We start from the raw sequence: 17,348 nt of genomic DNA on the forward strand, positions 1-17,348 counted from the left end.
GCACCCCGCCCGTCGTCCGATTCACGGCCCGAAACCCCTAAGCTGACCGGTATGAACGACAGCTTGGTGTGGATCGACTGCGAGATGACCGGCCTCGACTTCGAGAACGACGCGTTGATCGAGGTGGCCTGTCTCATCACCGACAGCGAACTCAACATCCTCGACGAGGGTGTCGACATCGTCATCAAACCCCCGCAGTCGACGCTGGACCGGATGGGCGACTTCGTCCGGAACATGCACACCACCTCGGGCCTGCTGGAGGAGCTCGACAAGGGCGTGACGCTGAAGGAGGCCGAGGACCGCGTCCTGGAGCACATCCGCCGGTACGTGTCCGAGCCGGGAAAGGCGCCCCTGTGCGGCAACTCCATCGCCACCGACCGCACCTTCCTGGCCCGCGACATGAAGCGCATCGACGAGTTCCTGCACTACCGGATGGTCGACGTGTCCTCCATCAAGGAGCTGCTGCGCCGCTGGTACCCGCGCGTGTACTACGCGAGCCCGGAGAAGAACGGCGGCCACCGGGCGCTGGCCGACATCACCGAGAGCATCAGGGAGCTGCGCTACTTCCGCGCCGCCGCCTTCGTCGCCGACCCCGGCCCGGACTCCGCGACGGCCCGCGCCATCGCCACCGAGACCGTCGAGGGCGGCACGGGCTTCAAGGCGCGTGACGCGGCTCTCGCCCAACCCTCCCCCGAAAAGTGATCGAAGCACTCCCCGGAGTCCGCTAGGATTACATACGTACGCAGGGCCGAGAGGCCCGGCGGACATGGTGGGTGTAGCTCAGTCGGTAGAGCACTTGGTTGTGGTCCAAGAAGTCGCGGGTTCAAGTCCCGTCACTCACCCCAGAGGCGAAGGGCCCCGATCTGGAAAGATCGGGGCCCTTCGTCGTTCCCAGGGCCGGTTCAGGTCGCCGGACCCGACCAGGTGCGTACCGCGGCGGCCAGGTCATCGAACTCCGGCTACGAACCGAAGCCGAACTGACGTAGGAGGCCGTCGCGCGCCGGATCAGCCGGCGCGGCACCGCGATCAGCAACTCTCATGTGTCCGACGTCGAGAAGGGCAAGGCCGGGCCACGGCCGTGGCTGCGCCGGGCCTTCGACGAGATCCTGCAAGGCGGCGGACGACTGGAACGTCTCTGGGAGGAACTCACCGGATCCGGCCGCCGCGCCTGGCTGCACGAGATCGCCGAGCGCACCCACGGGGCCGACGCCCTGTACGAGCACCAGGCCGGGGCCGACGTGCGAGACACCCAGAACAGAGGGCCGGGCCACCTGACCTCCACCCGCGCGGAGTGGAACGCCTTCGTCGAGACCACCCTGCACAGCCACCGATAACCCGTTACGCGACGACCTCGCCGTTCTCCAGGTAGAGCGTGGCCCCCTCACGACGTGCACGGTCCCCTTGAGCGATCCTTCGAGCGAGCCGGGGGATCGTTACCGTCCCGACCGCGGCCACCTCATGGAACCCGTACCCCGCCGGCTCGCCCTGGTCGAGGGCGAACACCACCCGGCCCCGCCCTGGCGAATTCCGTTCTCCGGTACCGCCCCGACAGGGTTGACAGGCCCCCGAACAGGAAAGGCACGGAGCACACCGGGTCCACGGGGAGGGAATCCGTGGACCGGTCCACTGACGACTCCGTGCGAGGAACCGATATGGGCATCGATCCGAAACCGCGCAGCCGCACCGTCACCGACGGCATCGAGGCCGCCCCCAGCCGTGGCATGCTCCGGGCACTCGGTATGGGCGACGGCGACTGGGACAAACCGCTCATCGGCGTCGCCGGCTCGTGGAACGAGATCACCCCCTGCAACCTCTCCCTGGACCGTCTCGCGCGCGCCGCGAAGGGTGGCGTACACGCCGGTGGCGGCTACCCCCTGGAATTCGGCACGATCTCCGTCTCCGACGGCATCTCCATGGGCCACGAGGGCATGCACTTCTCCCTCGTCTCACGTGAGGTGATCGCCGACTCGGTCGAGACGGTCATGCAGGCGGAGCGCCTGGACGGATCGGTCCTGCTGGCGGGCTGCGACAAGTCACTGCCCGGCATGCTCATGGCGGCCGCGCGCCTGGACCTGGCCTCCGTCTTCATGTACGCGGGCACCATCGCGCCCGGATGGGTGAAGCTGGCCGACGGCACCGAGAAGGACGTGACGCTCATCGACGCCTTCGAAGGCGTCGGAGCCTGCAAGGCCGGGCGGATGGGCGTCGATGACCTCGACCGGATCGAACGCGCCATCTGCCCCGGCGAGGGCGCCTGCGGTGGCATGTTCACGGCCAACACCATGGCGGCGATCGCCGAGGCGATGGGTATGAGCCTGCCCGGTTCCACCGCTCCCCCGTCCGCCGACCGACGCCGCGACCATCACGCGCACCGGTCCGGTGAGGCGGTGGTCGCCATGCTCGAACAGGGGATCACCGCGCGCGACATCATGACGAAGCAGGCGTTCGAGAACGCCATCACCGTGGTCATGGCGCTCGGCGGATCCACCAACGCCGTCCTGCACCTGCTCGCCATCGCCCACGAGGCGAAGGTCGATCTCGAACTCGACGACTTCAACCGGATCTGCGACCGCGTCCCCCACATCGGCGATCTCAAGCCGTTCGGCAGGTACGTCATGAACGACGTCGACCGTGTCGGCGGCATCCCCGTTCTGATGAAGTCGCTCCTGGACGCGGGGCTGCTGCACGGTGACGCACTCACCGTCACGGGCGGGACCGTCGCGGAGAACCTCCAGGAACTCGCACCGGACCCGATCGACGGAACCGTCCTTCGCCACCTCGACGATCCCCTCCACCCCACCGGTGGCATCACGGTCCTGCGCGGATCGCTCGCACCGCAGGGGGCGGTCGTGAAGACCGCGGGTTTCGACACCGCGGTCTTCACCGGCCCCGCGCGGGTGTTCGAACGCGAGCAGGCGGCGTTGGAGGCGTTGAGCGCCGGTGAGCTCCGCGAGGGGGACGTCGTGGTGATCCGCTACGAGGGCCCCAAGGGCGGTCCCGGGATGCGGGAGATGCTGGCCATCACCGCCGCCATCAAGGGCGCGGGGCTGGGCCGCGACGTCCTGCTACTGACCGACGGACGTTTCTCCGGCGGCACCACGGGCCTGTGCGTGGGTCACATCGCCCCGGAGGCGGTCGAGGGCGGACCCATCGCGCTCATCCACGAGGGGGACCGCGTCACCGTCGACATCGCCGAGCGCACCATCGCTCTCCACGTCGACCCGGAAGAACTCCGGGCGCGCCGAGAACACTGGCGGCCTCTGCCCAACAGGTTCCCGGAAGGCGTCCTCGGCAAGTACGCGAAACTCGTCCACTCCGCGTCCACCGGCGCCATCACACAGTGACCCGCTCCACTCACTTCGGCCGTCGAGGGCATCACACGGGCTGCGGAGGTGAGAGTCCGTGTATCCGGGGAGCCGGTGTGCGGTGGTCGTGCCGGCTCCCTTCCTACAGGGGGAAGTCGCTCGGTACAGCGAAAACGTGAGGTCTGGATCCGTCCGAACGCCCCGCCACGAAACGTGTCGAAACGACCACTAAACTATGCACTGGTTCCGCTTCGACGGTTCTCTCCCCTCGGGGTTCCGCCTACCGGTCACGGTAGAAGCCACCTGCGGCGCCCCACCATCCTCCTCATGACGAAGGCCCCCCATGTACCCCCGGCATCCATACCCCGGCCCGCTCCCCTCCCCGGAGCAGGTGCCCGTTCCCGGCCAGGTGAAGACCGTGGCCGTGATGATCTGGCTCACCGTGGCCCTCGCGTTGGTCATCTTCGCCCTCAACATGGCCACCGTGCCCTTTGCCGGAGTGGAGCCCGGCTACGCGTTCGGCTACTCCCTGCCGTGGACCTTCATGGCAACCCTTCTGGCCTTGACCGCGATCCCCCTGGTCCGTGGCCGTTCTTGGGCACGCACCATGGCCAAGGTGGTCCTGATCATTCAGATCGTTCTACAGTCGCTGATGTTGATCAGTGGAACCGGTTTCCTCTGGGCGCTCTTCCTGCTCCCGGCGGCCATCACCGCGCTGGTCCAACTGCACCACCCCATGTCCAAGTGGTTCTTCGCGGTCCACAACCGGGCCGCCAACCTGGAGTATCTGCGGCAGCACGAGGCGAGCCACCACCCCCGGCAGCGGTACCCGGGCCCCTACCCGACCCGGCAGTACCCTCAGCAGCACCCGCCCCAGGACCACGGCCGGCATCCCCAGCCTCCGCGGCATGGTCCCTGGGACCAGAATCCCCACCAGCAGTAGCCGGACGTTCCTTCGGCGGGCTCGGCCATCCGGCATCGGGCGGTTCACCGGTCCGTCGGTGGGCCGCCGCCAGGAGGACCGGTGCTTCGGCCCGCTGCAAGGGCCCCCGCCTGGACCGGATCATCGAGTTCGATCACCGGTTCCAGCGCCTGCTCGAAACACGTACCTTTCCCGGGGGAGGTTCTGGTGCCGGCGGGGCCGCCTCCAAAGGGTGTCGCCGCGCGGCCGGGATATCGGCCTCCTCCTCACCGCTCCCCCGACGGAGTTGAACGGCGGTGAAACCGGAAGGGGATCACTCTGGCCGGCGACCCGTGCGCGTGTCAGGATGGCGCTCATGCATCCGACGTCCCCTTTCGGGGTCCCCCCGAACACCCACCGGCCCGGTCATCCACCGAGCACCGTGTCTCGACACGGGCAGGGGTCGACCGCGGACAGGGTGATCACGCTCGTCCTCATCTGTCTGGCGCCGCCGGTCTGTCTCCTGGCGAGTCTTTGGGGCTTCTTCTCGGTCATGGCGACCGCGAGCTGCGGGAGCGACTGCGGCGCCGCAGTCGAGGTGGCCCTGCCACTGATGATCTTCTCGCCGTGGGTGATCTGGCTGGTCGTCACCGTCTGGGCGATCGTGCGCCTGGTCAAGAAAAGGCCCGCGGTCCGGGTGATGCTCCTCGGCCTGGTGGTCGCGACCGTGCTCTACGTGGCGGCGAACGTCGTCATGTTCGTCGCCCTGGGCTGACCGGACGGGCTGATCGGAAGGACACCCGCCCTCTCGGTCGCGGTGGCCGCACCGGATGCGTCGACGTGCCCGCCGCCACCGATCTCGGTGACGACGGACAGTGTCCTGTTCGATGGATCCGACCGGCCCGGAAACGGATCACGGACTCGGTGGAGGACCCATGGCCCTCAGCGAGGATCAGTCATCGCTCCGCTCGCCCGGCACACGGGTCTCGGGTCCCGTGTAACCGGCGAGCACCGAGCGCGGGAGGGGTCCCTTGATCCGGGCCCCGCTGTTGCTCTCCTCCCAGGCGTGCGCGAGGATGCCGACCGAACGGGAGAGCACGAAGAGCCCCCTGGCCAGTTCCGCGTCCAAGCCCAGGGAGGCGTAGACGGTGGCCGTGGCTCCGTCGATGTTCATGGGGACGGGTCGCCCCCTGCGCTGCGCCAAGGCCCGTTCCAGGGCCAGCGCGGATTCGAGGGGCCCGGCGTCGACGGTCCCGTCCTCGACCGCCTCCTCCACCATGGCCAGGAGCGGATCCCGACGGGGGTCCCGTGGGTGGAAGCGGTGCCCGAAGCCGGGCATGTAGGCACCCTTCTCCCGGTACTCGTCGACGATCGCCTCGGCGACCTCGTCCGCGTCGGTGCCGTCGGAGCGCTGGTCCACCATCCGGTTCAGGAGCGCGACGCACTGCTGGCCGGCACCTCCGTGCACGTCGCCCAGGAGGTTGACGCCCGTGGCGACCGCGTTGTTGAGCCCCAGTCCGCACGTGGCGGCCATGCGGGCGGCGGCGATGGAGGGCGCCTGTGGGCCGTGGTCGACGCCGGCCACCATCGCCGACTCCAGCATGCGGGCCTGGGCCGGCTCGGGAAGTTCCCCCCGGAGCATGAGCCAGACCACCTGGACGAACCCGTAGCGGCCGATGACGTCCTGTACCGGGTAGCCGCGCAGTTCGATCTCACCCGGCGCGATCCGCGTCAGGGAGTTCGACCACCAGTCTCCGATCTCCTGGTGGGTCATCACCTGCTCGTTCGGAGCGGTCACAGCGCACCGGCCTCTCTGAGCGCGTCGATGTCGGCCTGTTCGAATCCGGCCTCTTGGAGGATCTGGTCGGTGTGTTCGCCCAGCAGGGGCGGTGACCGGTCCGGGCCCAGGGACGCTCCGTCCACGTGTACACCGGTCCCGAGAACGCGCAGTTCGCGGGCCTCGTCCCCGGGGAAGGGGAGCGTGCGCACGAGGCCACGGTGGTCGATCTGTTCGAGTTCGAGGGCGTCGCGAACGCTGAGGACCCGGGCCGCGGGGACCCCGGCCGCGGAGAGGGTCTCCTCCCAGTCGGCCGCGGTCCGCTTCGCCAGGTGTTCCTCGATCACCTCGCGCAACTCGACGCGGTTGGCCTTGCGGCTCTCACGTGTGGCGAAGCGGGGGTCGTCGAGGAGTTCGGGGGAGCCGATCCGGTGGCACAGGATCTCGTACTGTTCCTGTTTGTTGGCCGCGATGTTGAGCATGCCCTGGGCGGTGGAGAAGGTGCCGGAGGGCGCCGCGGTGGCGTTCTCGTTTCCGATCCTGGTGGGTTCCACGCCGGCCGAGAGGTGGTTGGAGGCACCCCAACCCAGAGCGGTGATGGCGGTCTCCAGCATGGAGACGTCGAGGTGGGAGCCCCGACCGGTGCGCTCGCGTCGGACGAGGGCGCTGCCGATGGCGAACGCCGCGGCGACTCCGCCCATGACGTCGGCGATGGGGAAGCCCGCGCGCAGGGGGCCGCTCTCCTGGGTTCCGGTGGCGTCCATCATGCCGGATAGCCCTTGGATGATCTGGTCGTAGGCGGGTCGGTCGCTCAGCGGACCGTCGGCCCCGAAACCGGAGACGGCGCAGTACACCAGCCCCGGATTGGTGTCGCGTAGTTCGTCCCAGCCGAACCCCAGGCGGTCCATGACCCCTGGACGGAAGTTCTCCACCAGCACGTCCGCGTCGCCGATCAGGCGTTTCATCACCTGCCGTCCCTCGGCGGACTTCAGGTTCAGGGTCAGTGACCTCTTGCCCGCGTTCTGGGCGAGGAAGGAGGCGCCCAGGCGTTCCCGGTTCAGTTCCGGCGAGGCCCCGAGTTGTCGTGCGAGGTCACCCGCCCCAGGGACCTCCACCTTGACCACGTCCGCCCCCATCAGCGCGAGTTGGTATCCCGCGAAGGGTCCGGCCAGGACGTTGGTCAGGTCCAGGACCCGGATCCCCGCCAGGGGGAGGTCGTCCTTGGCCGCCGTCGAGGCGCTCATCTCTTCTCCTTCTCGTGGGAGTCCGTGTTCCCCGAGGCCGGGTCGAATCCGATCCGACCGATGCGCTCTGCGGCCTCGCTCACGGCGCCGCCGAAGACGCGGACCGCGGCCTCGGTGAAACGGGCGGTGGGCCCGCCGACGGCGAGCGCGGCAACGGGGGTGGGCCCTCCTTGGGCTCCGTACACGGGTGCGGCCACACCGGAGGCACCGTGTTCGCGCTCACCATGGCTGACCGCGAAGCCCCGGGTCCGGGCATCGGCGATCTCGGTGAGCAGCCGGTCGGCGTACCTCGGCCCCTGGGGAGACGCGGCGGCGACCCGCCGTACCACCGACGTGGGGGCCCCGACCAGGAGGACCTTGCTGGCGGCGCCGCCCCAGAGCGGCATCTCCTCACCGGTGTTGACGACGTGGCGGAGGCGTTGGGGCCCCTCTTCCTGGGCGACGCAGACGCGAACGGTGTCCGCTCGTACGTACAGGTTGACCGTCTCGGACGTCTCGACCGTGAGTTCTCGCATGATCGCGCGAATGGTCTCCGGTACCTGCCAGATCGCGTGGGCCAGACGCGCCCAGCGCAGTAGCCCCGGGCCGGCTCCGACGCGACCGTCCGGTCCCGTCCACAACAGGCCGCGCTGTTCGAGGGTCCCGACCAGACGCAGGACGGTGGTCTTGGCCAGTCCGGTCAGTCCCACCAGTTCTCGCGTGGTGTAGCGCTGGTTCCTCTCGTCGTAGAGGTCCAGCAGGTCGAGGGCGCGCACCACACTGCGCACTCCCCCTTCGGCTTCCCCGGCCATCACCCTCCCACCCTGGTCCACCTGACGGACCCATTGGACTGCTAGATGGTTCGATACGAGACAGGTTAACCCAAGGGAGCGCCATCCACCAGTGGCCGTGGGCCACCTGGCCCTCCCCCCACGCCCCACCCAGAAGAGGAGGTGGGCCGAACGGCGTGACGACTTCGTTAGGGAAAGATCCTCGGGACGCATTGACACCACACCGAGTGATTTGCATCATTCTCTGAACCAATCAGCGGCCTATTCGGTCCACCTAGTGGACCAGGAGGTCGAGAGGGAGTGAAGATGGACAAGCAGCGGACCCTGCGTGCGGTGGGGGCCGTGTGCGCGGCGCTCGTCGTGGGTGCCGCCGGGGTGAACGCCGCGCTCTCGCAGACGCACGAGTCCCAGGCCCGGGCGAGAGTGGACATCGTGGTGCCCGCCGACCCGGGCGGCGGTTGGGACCTGGTCGCGCGAGAGGCGCAGCACTCGATGCGGCTGAACGACATCGTGGCCAACACCCAGGTCCTCAACCTGCCCGGAGCAGGGGGCACGATCGGTCTCGCCCAGACCGTGCGGCGGGAGGGCGGCGCCACGACACTGATGACCACGGGGACCGTCATGATCGGCGGCATCATCGTCAACGACTCCGCCCAGACGCTGGAGGACGTGGTCCCCATCGCCCGGGTGGCGGACGACTACGAGGTCTTCGTGGTGCGCGACGACTCCCCCCTCCAGGACATGGGCGACCTGATCGAGGCCTGGAAGGACGACCCGGGCGCGGTGGCCGTCGGTGGCGGATCGCTCGGCGGCACGGACCACCTCCTGGCCGGACTCGCGGCCCGCTCCCAGGACATCGCCCCCTCGGACGTCAACTACATCCCCTTCGCGGGTGGAGCCCAGGCCCTCACCTCACTGCTCTCGGGCAGCATCGACGTGGGCGTCTCCGGCTACAACGAGTTCAGCGACCAGGTGGAGACGGGCGCCCTCCGTGTCCTGGGTGTCTCCGCGCACGAGCGGGTCACCGGATTGGAGGAGCACCCCACGCTCCCCGAACAGGGCGTGGAGGCCGTGCTCCCCAACTGGCGCGGCTTCATGGCGCCACCGGGGATCACCGACGCCGAACGCGCGGAGCTCACGGCCATCGTGGAGGAGATGGTCGCCACCCCCGAGTGGCGGGACACCCTCCAACGCAACAAGTGGGACGACACCTTCCAGTCCGGCCCCGAGTTCGAGGCGTTCCTGCGCGAAGAGATCACCCGTATCACCGCCGTCACCGAGGACCTGGGATTGTCTTGAACCCACTCAGAGAATCCGCGCCGCCCGTTTCGTCGGGCGACGCGACCGGCCACACACCAGATTCCTGGTGGAGGGGTCGCAGCGAGCTCTTCGTCGGTGTGCTCGTCATCGGCATCGGCGCCTTCCTCGCCTCCCAGACCCTGACCATGCACGTTCCCGACACCTCCACCGGCCCCGGCCCCCGGCTCTTCCCCGGGCTGGTGTCCGGGCTGATGGTGGTGCTCGGCGCGCTCCTGGTGCTCCAGGTCGTCCGTCGACCGACGACGGCGCCGCAGGAGGAAGGATCCGAGAGCGCCGACGTGGTCGATGGGTCCGTCGAAGGCTCCGAAGACACCTCCGCGACCGCCCCCGCCGAGGTGCGCGGGGGATCCGAACACACCGGTTCCCACAGCGACTGGCGTACGGTCGGCATGGTCCTGGCGGCGGTCGTCGCCTTCACGCTGCTGCTGCAACCCCTGGGCTGGTTGCTGTCCGGGGCCCTGCTGTTCTTCGGTGTGAGTTGGGCCTTCGGTGGGAAACGGCCCCTGTTCGAGGCGGCCGTCGCCCTGGTCTACTCCGCCGTCGTCCAACTCGCCTTCGTCGCGGGGCTGGGTCTGAACCTGCCCTCGGGGATCCTGGGAGGGCTTCTCTGACATGGACACCCTCATGCTCCTGGGCGGCGGTTTCGCCTCCGCCCTGACCCCCGAGAACCTGCTCTGGGCGTTCGTCGGCGTGGTGCTCGGCACCGCGGTGGGCGTGCTTCCCGGACTGGGATCGGCCATGGCCGTGGCCCTGCTGCTCCCGGTCACCTTCAAACTCGATCCCACCGGCGCGTTCATCATGTTCACCGCCGTCTACTACGGCGGTCTGTTCGGTGACTCCACCACGTCGATCCTGATGAACACCCCGGGCAACAGCTCGGCCATCGCCACCGCGATCGAAGGCCACAAGATGGCCAGGCGCGGCAAGGCCTCCCAGGCCCTGGCCACCTCGGCGATCGGCGCGTTCATCGGTGCGGTGGTCTCCACTGCGGTGGTCGCGTTCTTCTCCGGCGTCATCATCGACATCGCCCTGCGATTCGGTCCGGCCGAGTACTTCGCGCTGGCGGTGTTCGCCTTCGTGGCCACGTCCGCGGTCGTCGCCCAGTCCATGGTGCGCGGTCTCATCGCGCTGACCCTGGGATTGGGCATCGCCATGGTCGGCATCGACGCGCAGAGCGGCGCCGCCCGGTTCACTTTGGGCGTGCCCTCCCTCTTCGAGGGCATCGGCATCGTCACCGTGACCGTCGGCCTGCTCGCCCTGGGAGAGGTGCTCCACGTCGCCTCCCGCATCCACCGGCAGGGGCCCGACGCCCGACCGGTCAAGACGGGAGGGACGCTCTGGCTCGGACGCGGCGACCTGCGCCGCGCCATCCCGGCCTGGCTGCGTGGTCTGGGCTTCGGGCTTCCCTTCGGCACCATCCCGGCCGGGGGCTCGGAGATCCCGACGTTCCTCGCCTACGGAACCGAAAGGAAGTTGTCCCAGCTCAGGGCCCGCCGGGGCAAGCGCCCCGACGAATTCGGCAAGGGCGCCATCGAGGGGGTGGCGGCACCGGAAGCGGCCGCCAGCGCGACCGCGGGCACGGCCATGGGCGCCCTCCTCGGACTCGGCCTACCGACGTCGGCCACCGCGGCCATCATGCTCGCCGCCTTCCAGCAGTACGGCATGCAGCCCGGACCGTTGTTGTTCGAACGGAACGCCGACCTCGTGTGGGCGCTCCTGGCGAGCCTGTTCATCGGCAGTGTGATGCTGCTGATCCTGAACCTGCCGTTCGCACCGCTGTGGGCCAAACTGCTGCTCATCCCCAAGAGGTACCTGTACGCGGGGATCACCGGTTTCGCGGCGCTCGGTGTCTACGCCTCCTCCTACGCGATCACCGACCTCTGGCTGCTCATCCTGCTCGGACTGTTGGGCTTCATGATGCGCCGCTACGCGATCCCCGTGGCGCCGGTGCTCATCGCCGTCATCCTCGGCCCCTTGGCGGAGAGTGAGCTGCGGCGCGGGCTGGCGATCGGTCAGGGGGACGTGGGCGTCATGTTCACCGGTCCCATCACCCTGGGCATCTACGCCGTCATCCTGTCGGCCGTGGGCATCGTCGTGGTGGCGCGGGTGCGTTCGTCCCGGAGTCCGGCCGAGACGGAGGAACCCAAGACCCCGTCGACGGTGTGAACCGAGGGGACGGCCGGTCGGGAGGGCGCGGGGCGCGCACTCCCGACCGGTCTCGGGGCGCGCGGACGGTGTCGGTCGTTTCACCCGCTCGCCGGTGGTCCGCTCCCCCGGCCGTCATCCCCCTGCCCGGGTTCGGGTTCGGGGTCGGGCTCCCTCACGGCAGCGGCGAGCCGGTAGTCGACGTGGACGTTGCGATACACCCCTCCCGCACGCACCCGCCAAGGCAGTCCGTCGCGTTCACGGACCGAGAGGCTCTCGCGTTCGGGGGTTCCTCGTGCCCGGGTCCGGACGTCCGGTTCCTCGTGGAAGAGCAATTCCTCCGCCGACGCCGACGCACGGATCTCCACGTCGTAGACGTCGTCCACGTCGTCCACTTCGCCCACGTCGTCCTCGCGGCGACGCCTCATCCGTCGTCCTCCTCGTCGAAGTCCCCCACCACGTCGCCGACGGCGCCCGCCGTCTCCTCCAGTGCCCTTCCGGCGCCCTGCCCTGCCTCGGCGACGGCTTCACCGGCTCCCCGACCGGCGCCCGCGACGGCCTCGCCGGTGCCCTCCGACACCTCTTCGAGCGACCTGCCCACCCCCCGGACCACGTGTTCGATGATCTGTGGATTGGAGTCGATGGTCTTGAGGACCCGGGCGATGATCTCTCGCACGTTGTCGAGCTGGACCTTGAGCAGCGCCTGTGCCTCGACCCCCTTGATGGTGAGTCCGACATGGCCGAGTTCGACGTCCACTCCCACCTTCAGTCTGAGCAGGTCCAGCACGTCGGCCTCCAAGGAGACGGACGCCGCGAGGTCCTCGACGTCGAGTTCGATCTCGTCGACCTTCACGACCGGGATGTCGAGGTACACGTCGGGATCGTTCGTGGTGGAGGCGCGGGCGGATCGTTCCTCACGTGACCGCGGCACCTTCCTCCCCGCACCTTCCGTGCCGGGTCGCTCCACGGGGCGGGTCCTCGTTCCTTCGGCCTCCGCTTCCGCGACCTGCGCTTCAAGCTCTCGTTCGGGCCGCAGCCCGGGCCCCTTGTGCCTCTTGCGGCCCCCGTGGCGGGTACGACGACGCGTGGAACCACCGGTTCCGTGATCATCCTGCTGCATTTCCTCCGCCCCCTTCCGAGCGGTGGGGTGGGTGCGCGTCGACATGACCGACGCCAGGCACCGGAAATCAAACCGAAAGTCTGATTTGCACCTTTTGCGAACTATGTGTTCGCGCCCCTACCCCGAGCCCATCCAGGGGAAACGACGGCGCACCGGCCCGGAGCACACTTCCACGGCCCGGCACCCCGTCTCACCCCACGGTCTTGACGTAGGGCACGTCACGGGTGAACTCCCGAAAGCCCACGCCGTAGTACAACCCCCGCGCGGACGGGTGCGCCGGTGCGCCCAGGCAGGCGACCACCATGCGCTCCGCCCCCGCCGCCCTGGCCCGGTGCATACCGTGCAACTGCAACGCCGAACCCAGTCCCCGGCGTCGGAAGTCGACGTGGGTGCCGACCGGCTCGAACTCCGCGGAACGCGTGACCTCGTCCAGCCAGATGATCGCGGACGCGGCGAGCGTCCCGCCCGGCGCCTCCACCAGCACGTGCAGGTCGCCCCGGTAGGGCCAGGTGCCCCGGACCCGCTCCAGCCCCGCCTCGGTGAACCGGGAGTTCGGCCAGGCGTCCCGATGCGCCTTCACCGCCCCGGCCGGCGACACCTCCTCGGCCGTCACGAACCGGAACCCCTCGGGCAGCACCGGTTCCGGCACATCGACCAGGTCGCGTTCGTTGGTCTGGATCCAGTGCCCGTCATCGCCCCCGTCCTCGACGTCGAACACGAACCCGTGCGCCTCGACCCGCCCACGTGCCCGGGCATCGGCGATCTGCACGGTCACCGTCCGGTCGACGTCGCCGGCCACCTCGTCGTACCAGTCCAGGACCTCGTCGATCAGCTCCGGCCGGTCCGGATCCGTCTGCCAGACCAGCTCGGCCGACTTCGTCTGGCGAAACGTCCCGTCGTCGCGCTGGATCCGGTACGGCAGGCGCGCCCACCCCCAGGCGACCGGCCGGTCATCGTCGAACCACAGTCGACGACGCCAGTACGACCCGAAGGTGTCCTGGGCCATGCCCCAGACCCAGGCCAGTTCACCCACGGTCGCGTCGCCGTTGACCAGTTCCGGTCTCCGCGCCGACACCCGCTGGGACAGATCCTGCATCAGCCGTAGTTCGGCCCTACCGAAATCTCCCATGCCGGCAAGCCTGGCAAGAGCGACCCGCGTTGTCGAAGGATTTTCGGCCACGGCACGGCCGCCACCTGCCACCATGCGGGCCCGTCCGCCGAATCACCTGTTTCCACCCTAAAGGTGGGAGATCAGACCTTTCAGACTCCATAGAATTCCCCTCATGGAGACCTCCGCCCACGCTTCCTCGGCGTACCCTCCCTCGGTCCCCCCGACGCCCCTGGCCGGCCGCTACCGGTGCGCCGTCGGCATCCGCGTGGACGACCACACGCTGCTGTTCGAGGCTCGGGACATCGTGGCGAACACGCCGGTCCTCGTCCTGCTCGACGAGACCGAGACCGAGCACTCGGACGAGCCCGCCGCGCGTTGGGGACGATTGCGCGGGATCGACCATCCCGTCCTGCCGAGGATCCGCGACCACGGAGTCGAAGCGGGCCGGGCGTGGGTGGTCTGCGACGTACCCGCGGGCGAGCCGCTCAAGGACATCGTCGGCGGCCGGTTCGGCGAACGCGTCTCCAGGCGCGAGGCTCTGGACGTGATCGACACCCTCCTGTCGCTGTTGGAGGAGTTCCACGACCAGGGGCTGGTGCACGGCGCGGTCGGTCCCCACACCGTGTTCCTGGCCGACGACGGTTCGGTGCGCCTCCTGCCGTTGGTGACCACTCCCGCCCGGACGGTGACGGACCCCGGCGAGGACGTCCGAGCCGTGGGAGAGCTGCTGCGCGTCATGATCGCCGGTCTGGGCACCCTGGAGGTCGACGGAGCGATCTCCGAGGCCGGTGACGAGTTCGCCCTCCTGGTGGACAAGGCCACCGCGGCCGATCCCGACCACCGGCCACGCGACGCGGGCCGCTACCGGGCCCTGGTTCGCCGAGTGCGGGAACGCCTCCCTGCCGCCCCCGGCCGACACGCCGCGTCGGTCGTGTCCGGCGCGTCCGGCGCGTCGTCGGCCCCCGCCACAGACAACCCCACGGACTCCTTCGACGAGCCGAACGGTTCCGCGCACGGCCCGACCCCCCGGAAGGCGAAGCACCGCCGATCCCTCTTCGTCGCGGCCGCATGCGTCGCCCTGTTCCTCCTCGTGGCCGCGCTGTTGACCTGGAACCTCACCTCCTCGGGCGGGGGAACCGAAGCCGCCCCGGTCGTGGCCACCATGCCCGACCTGGTCGGTATCAGCCCCGAGGACGCCACCGAACACATCGACGGACTCGCCGTCTCCCCCGAAGTCTCCTACGACCAGATCCACGACGACGAGGTGAACGCGGGTCTGGTCGCCGCCACCATCCCCGAACCAGGCGCCTCCCTCGCCGACAACGACCCGGTGACCATCGTGGTGGCGATCGGCCCCGAGCGCCTGCCCATGCCCGATCTGGTGGACGAGCACGAAGCGGAAGCCCGTCAGACCTTGGCCGACCTCGGGTTCACGGACGTGACGGTCACTCAAGAGGCCTCCGACTCCGTGCCCTCGGGAACCGTGCTGGAGACCGACCCCGAGGCGGAGGAGACGGTGGCCTACGACACACCCGTGACCCTCACCGTCAGCGAGGGCGTCACCCTGCCCGACCTGGTCGAAAGCAGCGAAGAGGAGGCCCTCGCGGCCCTCGGATCCCTGGGCCTGACCGCGGAGGTGGTGGTGTCCGAGGAGTCGGAGAGCCCCGAAGGAGAGGTCGTCTCCCAGTCCCCGACCGCCGGAGCGATCGTCGAGCCCGCCTCCACCGTGGTCCTGACGGTCTCGCCCGGCCCGGAGGACGACGAGGCCCAGACCCTGGACGAGCAACCACAGGACGACTCCTCGGAACGGGAGAACGAGCGACACGACCGTGGCGACGACGGCCCGGACCGGGACCACCGGGAACCGGGGGAAGAGCCGACCGAGACGGACCCGCCCGAGCCCACGACGTGCACCTCCGAGCCCTGGTCGGAGGGCGGCGACTACTCCGAGGGGTCTCGGGTCATCCACGAGGGACGCGAGTACGAGGCGATCTGGTGGACCGGCCACGTCTCACCGTCGGAGAGTTCCGAGTGGGGTCCCTGGCAGGAGATCGGAACCTGCTGAGTCGGGTGGACGGCCGGGTGGTGGCTCCGACCCCGGCCGTCGCCGGCAACGCCCACTGAAACCTGGGCGGGCTGACCGGCCGGTCAGCGCACGATGTGGGGCGGGGGACGGGCGGGCCCTCGGGGCCGAGGCTCCCGGCACACCGACGGCGGCCCGGAACCCTCCCGTGCGGTGCCCACGCGCACAGGCGGTTCCGAGCCGCCTCGACCTCCCGACGCAGAGCCCCGCCAGACTCTGCCTCGGACACGTCCGATCTCGGGACGAACGCTCCTCTCATCGGCGTGGAGCGCGCCCCCGCCACGATCGGCCACCCTGCTCCGTGACCTGCGCGACGATGGCACGACTTCCTTGACCACCACCGGATCCCGCCCCACCGCGGGGCTCCGGGAACGGTCCGTCCTGCTCCCTCGGACCGCCACCGACGTGTCCCTTCCGCCCCAATGGGCGCCACGTCGGGAGAGAAGCCGTCGTCTTCTTTCGGGGTGCTCCTCGGCGGTCCCCGGGCCGTGGGGATCGTGTCCTCGACCTGCCCGCCGCGATCCCCCGAAGCGGCCGGCCGCCCGGCGCGTTCCCCCCGACGGAAACGGGCCGGCTCACCGCCGCTCCAGCGTGGACCGCCCAGGGGCGGTTCGTGGACACGGACTTCATCGCTCTCCCCCGCCCGTGGGGAGAGGTCGTCGGAAGGCGCGAGGCCTTCCGTGGTTCGGGAGGGCACCGGCTCCAAGGCACGCCCGTCATGGGCGACGGCCTTGGCCCGAGCCCGCGGCTCGCCGTGGTCGACCATCAGTACCGGCGGAGCGTCCTGGACGTCGAGACGACGCCAGGCCGCGCTCTGGGACTCGTCGCGCTCACGAAGCAGCAGGTGGACGTGGGATTCGCCCCGCCGCACGGCCCACCGGTAGGCCTCGGTCACGTCGAACTCCACGCCGCCGTTCACCGGGCAGGAGGCCTGCCCGCCCGTGACACTTCGGGTGTCGAGAAGGGCGCGGGCCGTCGGCTGGTCGTTCCAGGTGGACCCGGTGTGGAAGGGGTCGACGCTATGCGCCTGTAGGAGGGAATCTCCGACGCAGTCGTAGGACCACACCACTTCGGCGCGCAGCACGGCGGACTCCACGACGCTGCCGGGCGCGGACTCGACCGGGAATCGGAACAGGACCCTGCGGGTGTAGGCACGGTCCCATTCGAGGTGCCCGATGCCCACGCTTCGGGTCCGGGCACCGTCGTAGGCCCGGTCGGGGAAGGCACGATCCACGTAGGTCCACGAGGCGCTCTCGACCTCGACCCGACCGGTGCCGGAATGCGCGGCGGCGAACACGTCATCGGGTTCGACCCGACCGGATCCCGCGCCGACCGACGCCGTGTCACCGGCTTCGGCGGGGGGCTTCTCGTCGACTGTGGCCGGAGCGACCGACGTCCCCAACACCAAGGCCAGGGCATGGGCCGCACAAGCCGCCGTCGCACGGGCCAGGGAACGACGCATTACGGGCGGTGCCTACACATTCCATTTATGTCCGAAAAAGAATCAGAGCGGGGTTTTTCACCCCGTTCCAACAACAAGGAAGTTACCAAATCCGCACAGCCACCCACAAA

Annotated in this window: 15 protein-coding genes, 1 tRNA gene and 1 pseudogene; 10 read left to right on the forward strand and 7 right to left on the reverse strand. The window is 69.6% G+C overall.

The genetic code is table 11. From position 1 onward, the window contains the following. The first annotated feature begins 51 nt into the window (after positions 1-51). The 6 genes and pseudogenes from orn to NLI01S_RS14970 all read left to right on the forward strand — a co-directional run bounded on the left by orn (position 52) and on the right by NLI01S_RS14970 (position 4,981). Positions 52-702 (forward strand): oligoribonuclease, encoded by a 651-nt coding sequence (gene orn / locus NLI01S_RS14940; protein ID WP_067604807.1) that lies wholly within the window; start codon positions 52-54, stop codon positions 700-702. A gap of 67 nt (positions 703-769) precedes the next feature. Further along, positions 770-845: transfer RNA gene (locus NLI01S_RS14945), tRNA-His, on the forward strand. A gap of 372 nt (positions 846-1,217) precedes the next feature. Further along, a pseudogene (locus tag NLI01S_RS26055) lies at positions 1,218-1,334 on the forward strand (DUF397 domain-containing protein); the annotation flags it as partial. Between the two features lie 318 nt (positions 1,335-1,652). Further along, positions 1,653-3,344, forward strand: a complete 1,692-nt coding sequence (gene ilvD / locus NLI01S_RS14960; protein WP_067604811.1) for a dihydroxy-acid dehydratase — start codon at positions 1,653-1,655, stop codon at positions 3,342-3,344. Between the two features lie 388 nt (positions 3,345-3,732). Next, positions 3,733-4,248 carry a hypothetical protein gene (locus NLI01S_RS14965; protein ID WP_223809254.1) on the forward strand — a complete coding sequence of 172 codons (516 nt, stop codon included), beginning with the start codon at positions 3,733-3,735 and terminating at the stop codon, positions 4,246-4,248. A 436-nt stretch (positions 4,249-4,684) separates the two neighbouring features. Further along, positions 4,685-4,981 (forward strand): hypothetical protein, encoded by a 297-nt coding sequence (locus tag NLI01S_RS14970; protein ID WP_067604853.1) that lies wholly within the window; start codon positions 4,685-4,687, stop codon positions 4,979-4,981. 177 nt (positions 4,982-5,158) lie between these two features. On the opposite strand, the gene NLI01S_RS14975 is transcribed toward NLI01S_RS14970, so the two are convergent. The 3 genes from NLI01S_RS14975 to NLI01S_RS14985 are packed head-to-tail and all read right to left on the reverse strand — an operon-like array spanning position 5,159 to position 8,018. Beyond that, positions 5,159-6,004: a citryl-CoA lyase gene (locus NLI01S_RS14975; RefSeq protein ID WP_223809252.1), complete on the reverse strand. Its 846-nt coding sequence runs from the start codon at positions 6,002-6,004 to the stop codon at positions 5,159-5,161. After that, a complete protein-coding gene (locus NLI01S_RS14980) occupies positions 6,001-7,227 on the reverse strand; it encodes a CaiB/BaiF CoA transferase family protein (RefSeq protein WP_067604816.1) in 1,227 nt (408 codons plus the stop codon). The genes NLI01S_RS14975 and NLI01S_RS14980 overlap by 4 nt, the downstream gene beginning before the upstream one ends. Further along, positions 7,224-8,018 (reverse strand): IclR family transcriptional regulator, encoded by a 795-nt coding sequence (locus NLI01S_RS14985; RefSeq protein ID WP_067604855.1) that lies wholly within the window; start codon positions 8,016-8,018, stop codon positions 7,224-7,226. The genes NLI01S_RS14980 and NLI01S_RS14985 overlap by 4 nt, the downstream gene beginning before the upstream one ends. Before the next feature lie 285 nt (positions 8,019-8,303). On the opposite strand from NLI01S_RS14985, the gene NLI01S_RS14990 reads away from it, so the two are divergent. From NLI01S_RS14990 to NLI01S_RS15000, 3 genes are read left to right on the forward strand one after another with little or no spacing between them, the layout of a single operon-like run. Beyond that, a complete protein-coding gene (locus NLI01S_RS14990) occupies positions 8,304-9,296 on the forward strand; it encodes a Bug family tripartite tricarboxylate transporter substrate binding protein (protein WP_067604857.1) in 993 nt (330 codons plus the stop codon). Next, entirely contained in the window at positions 9,293-9,928 is a 636-nt protein-coding gene (locus tag NLI01S_RS14995; RefSeq protein ID WP_084392608.1) for a tripartite tricarboxylate transporter TctB family protein, read from the forward strand. The genes NLI01S_RS14990 and NLI01S_RS14995 overlap by 4 nt, the downstream gene beginning before the upstream one ends. Position 9,929: 1 nt before the next feature. After that, the gene (locus tag NLI01S_RS15000) at positions 9,930-11,483 is read left to right on the forward strand and encodes a tripartite tricarboxylate transporter permease (protein ID WP_067604818.1); all 1,554 of its coding nucleotides are present in this window, start codon (positions 9,930-9,932) and stop codon (positions 11,481-11,483) included. An 80-nt stretch (positions 11,484-11,563) separates the two neighbouring features. Here the strand turns inward: NLI01S_RS15000 and NLI01S_RS15005 are convergent, their stop codons facing one another. From NLI01S_RS15005 to NLI01S_RS15015, 3 genes are all read right to left on the reverse strand, one after another. Continuing rightward, positions 11,564-11,890, reverse strand: coding sequence for a hypothetical protein (locus tag NLI01S_RS15005; RefSeq protein ID WP_067604861.1), 327 nt, complete (start codon positions 11,888-11,890; stop codon positions 11,564-11,566). Beyond that, positions 11,887-12,393: a thioesterase gene (locus tag NLI01S_RS15010; RefSeq protein WP_190318475.1), complete on the reverse strand. Its 507-nt coding sequence runs from the start codon at positions 12,391-12,393 to the stop codon at positions 11,887-11,889. The genes NLI01S_RS15005 and NLI01S_RS15010 overlap by 4 nt, the downstream gene beginning before the upstream one ends. 379 nt (positions 12,394-12,772) lie before the next feature. Beyond that, positions 12,773-13,711: a GNAT family N-acetyltransferase gene (locus NLI01S_RS15015; protein WP_067604820.1), complete on the reverse strand. Its 939-nt coding sequence runs from the start codon at positions 13,709-13,711 to the stop codon at positions 12,773-12,775. A gap of 154 nt (positions 13,712-13,865) precedes the next feature. On the opposite strand from NLI01S_RS15015, the gene NLI01S_RS15020 reads away from it, so the two are divergent. Next, entirely contained in the window at positions 13,866-15,758 is a 1,893-nt protein-coding gene (locus NLI01S_RS15020) for a PASTA domain-containing protein (RefSeq protein ID WP_067604822.1), read from the forward strand. On the opposite strand, the gene NLI01S_RS25750 is transcribed toward NLI01S_RS15020, so the two are convergent. Next, a complete protein-coding gene (locus NLI01S_RS25750; protein ID WP_157091038.1) occupies positions 15,655-17,238 on the reverse strand; it encodes a DNRLRE domain-containing protein in 1,584 nt (527 codons plus the stop codon). The two genes, NLI01S_RS15020 and NLI01S_RS25750, sit on opposite strands and share 104 nt — an antisense overlap. Between the last annotated feature and the right edge of the window lie 110 nt (positions 17,239-17,348).

This window comes from Nocardiopsis listeri NBRC 13360, from assembly GCF_001570765.1.
GTDB lineage: Bacteria > Actinomycetota > Actinomycetes > Streptosporangiales > Streptosporangiaceae > Nocardiopsis > Nocardiopsis listeri.

Excerpts from the sequence above, each read along its gene's own strand:
- orn (WP_067604807.1), top strand. The coding sequence starts at position 52 with ATGAACGACAGCTTGGTGTGGATCGACTGCGAGATGACCGGCCTCGAC.
- ilvD (WP_067604811.1), top strand. The coding sequence starts at position 1,653 with ATGGGCATCGATCCGAAACCGCGCAGCCGCACCGTCACCGACGGCATC.
- NLI01S_RS14965 (WP_223809254.1), top strand. The coding sequence starts at position 3,733 with ATGATCTGGCTCACCGTGGCCCTCGCGTTGGTCATCTTCGCCCTCAAC.
- NLI01S_RS14980 (WP_067604816.1), bottom strand. The coding sequence starts at position 7,227 with ATGAGCGCCTCGACGGCGGCCAAGGACGACCTCCCCCTGGCGGGGATC.
- NLI01S_RS14985 (WP_067604855.1), bottom strand. The coding sequence starts at position 8,018 with ATGGCCGGGGAAGCCGAAGGGGGAGTGCGCAGTGTGGTGCGCGCCCTC.
- NLI01S_RS14990 (WP_067604857.1), top strand. The coding sequence starts at position 8,304 with ATGGACAAGCAGCGGACCCTGCGTGCGGTGGGGGCCGTGTGCGCGGCG.
- NLI01S_RS15000 (WP_067604818.1), top strand. The coding sequence starts at position 9,930 with ATGGACACCCTCATGCTCCTGGGCGGCGGTTTCGCCTCCGCCCTGACC.
- NLI01S_RS15005 (WP_067604861.1), bottom strand. The coding sequence starts at position 11,890 with ATGAGGCGTCGCCGCGAGGACGACGTGGGCGAAGTGGACGACGTGGAC.
- NLI01S_RS15015 (WP_067604820.1), bottom strand. The coding sequence starts at position 13,711 with ATGGGAGATTTCGGTAGGGCCGAACTACGGCTGATGCAGGATCTGTCC.
- NLI01S_RS15020 (WP_067604822.1), top strand. The coding sequence starts at position 13,866 with ATGGAGACCTCCGCCCACGCTTCCTCGGCGTACCCTCCCTCGGTCCCC.
- NLI01S_RS25750 (WP_157091038.1), bottom strand. The coding sequence starts at position 17,238 with ATGCGTCGTTCCCTGGCCCGTGCGACGGCGGCTTGTGCGGCCCATGCC.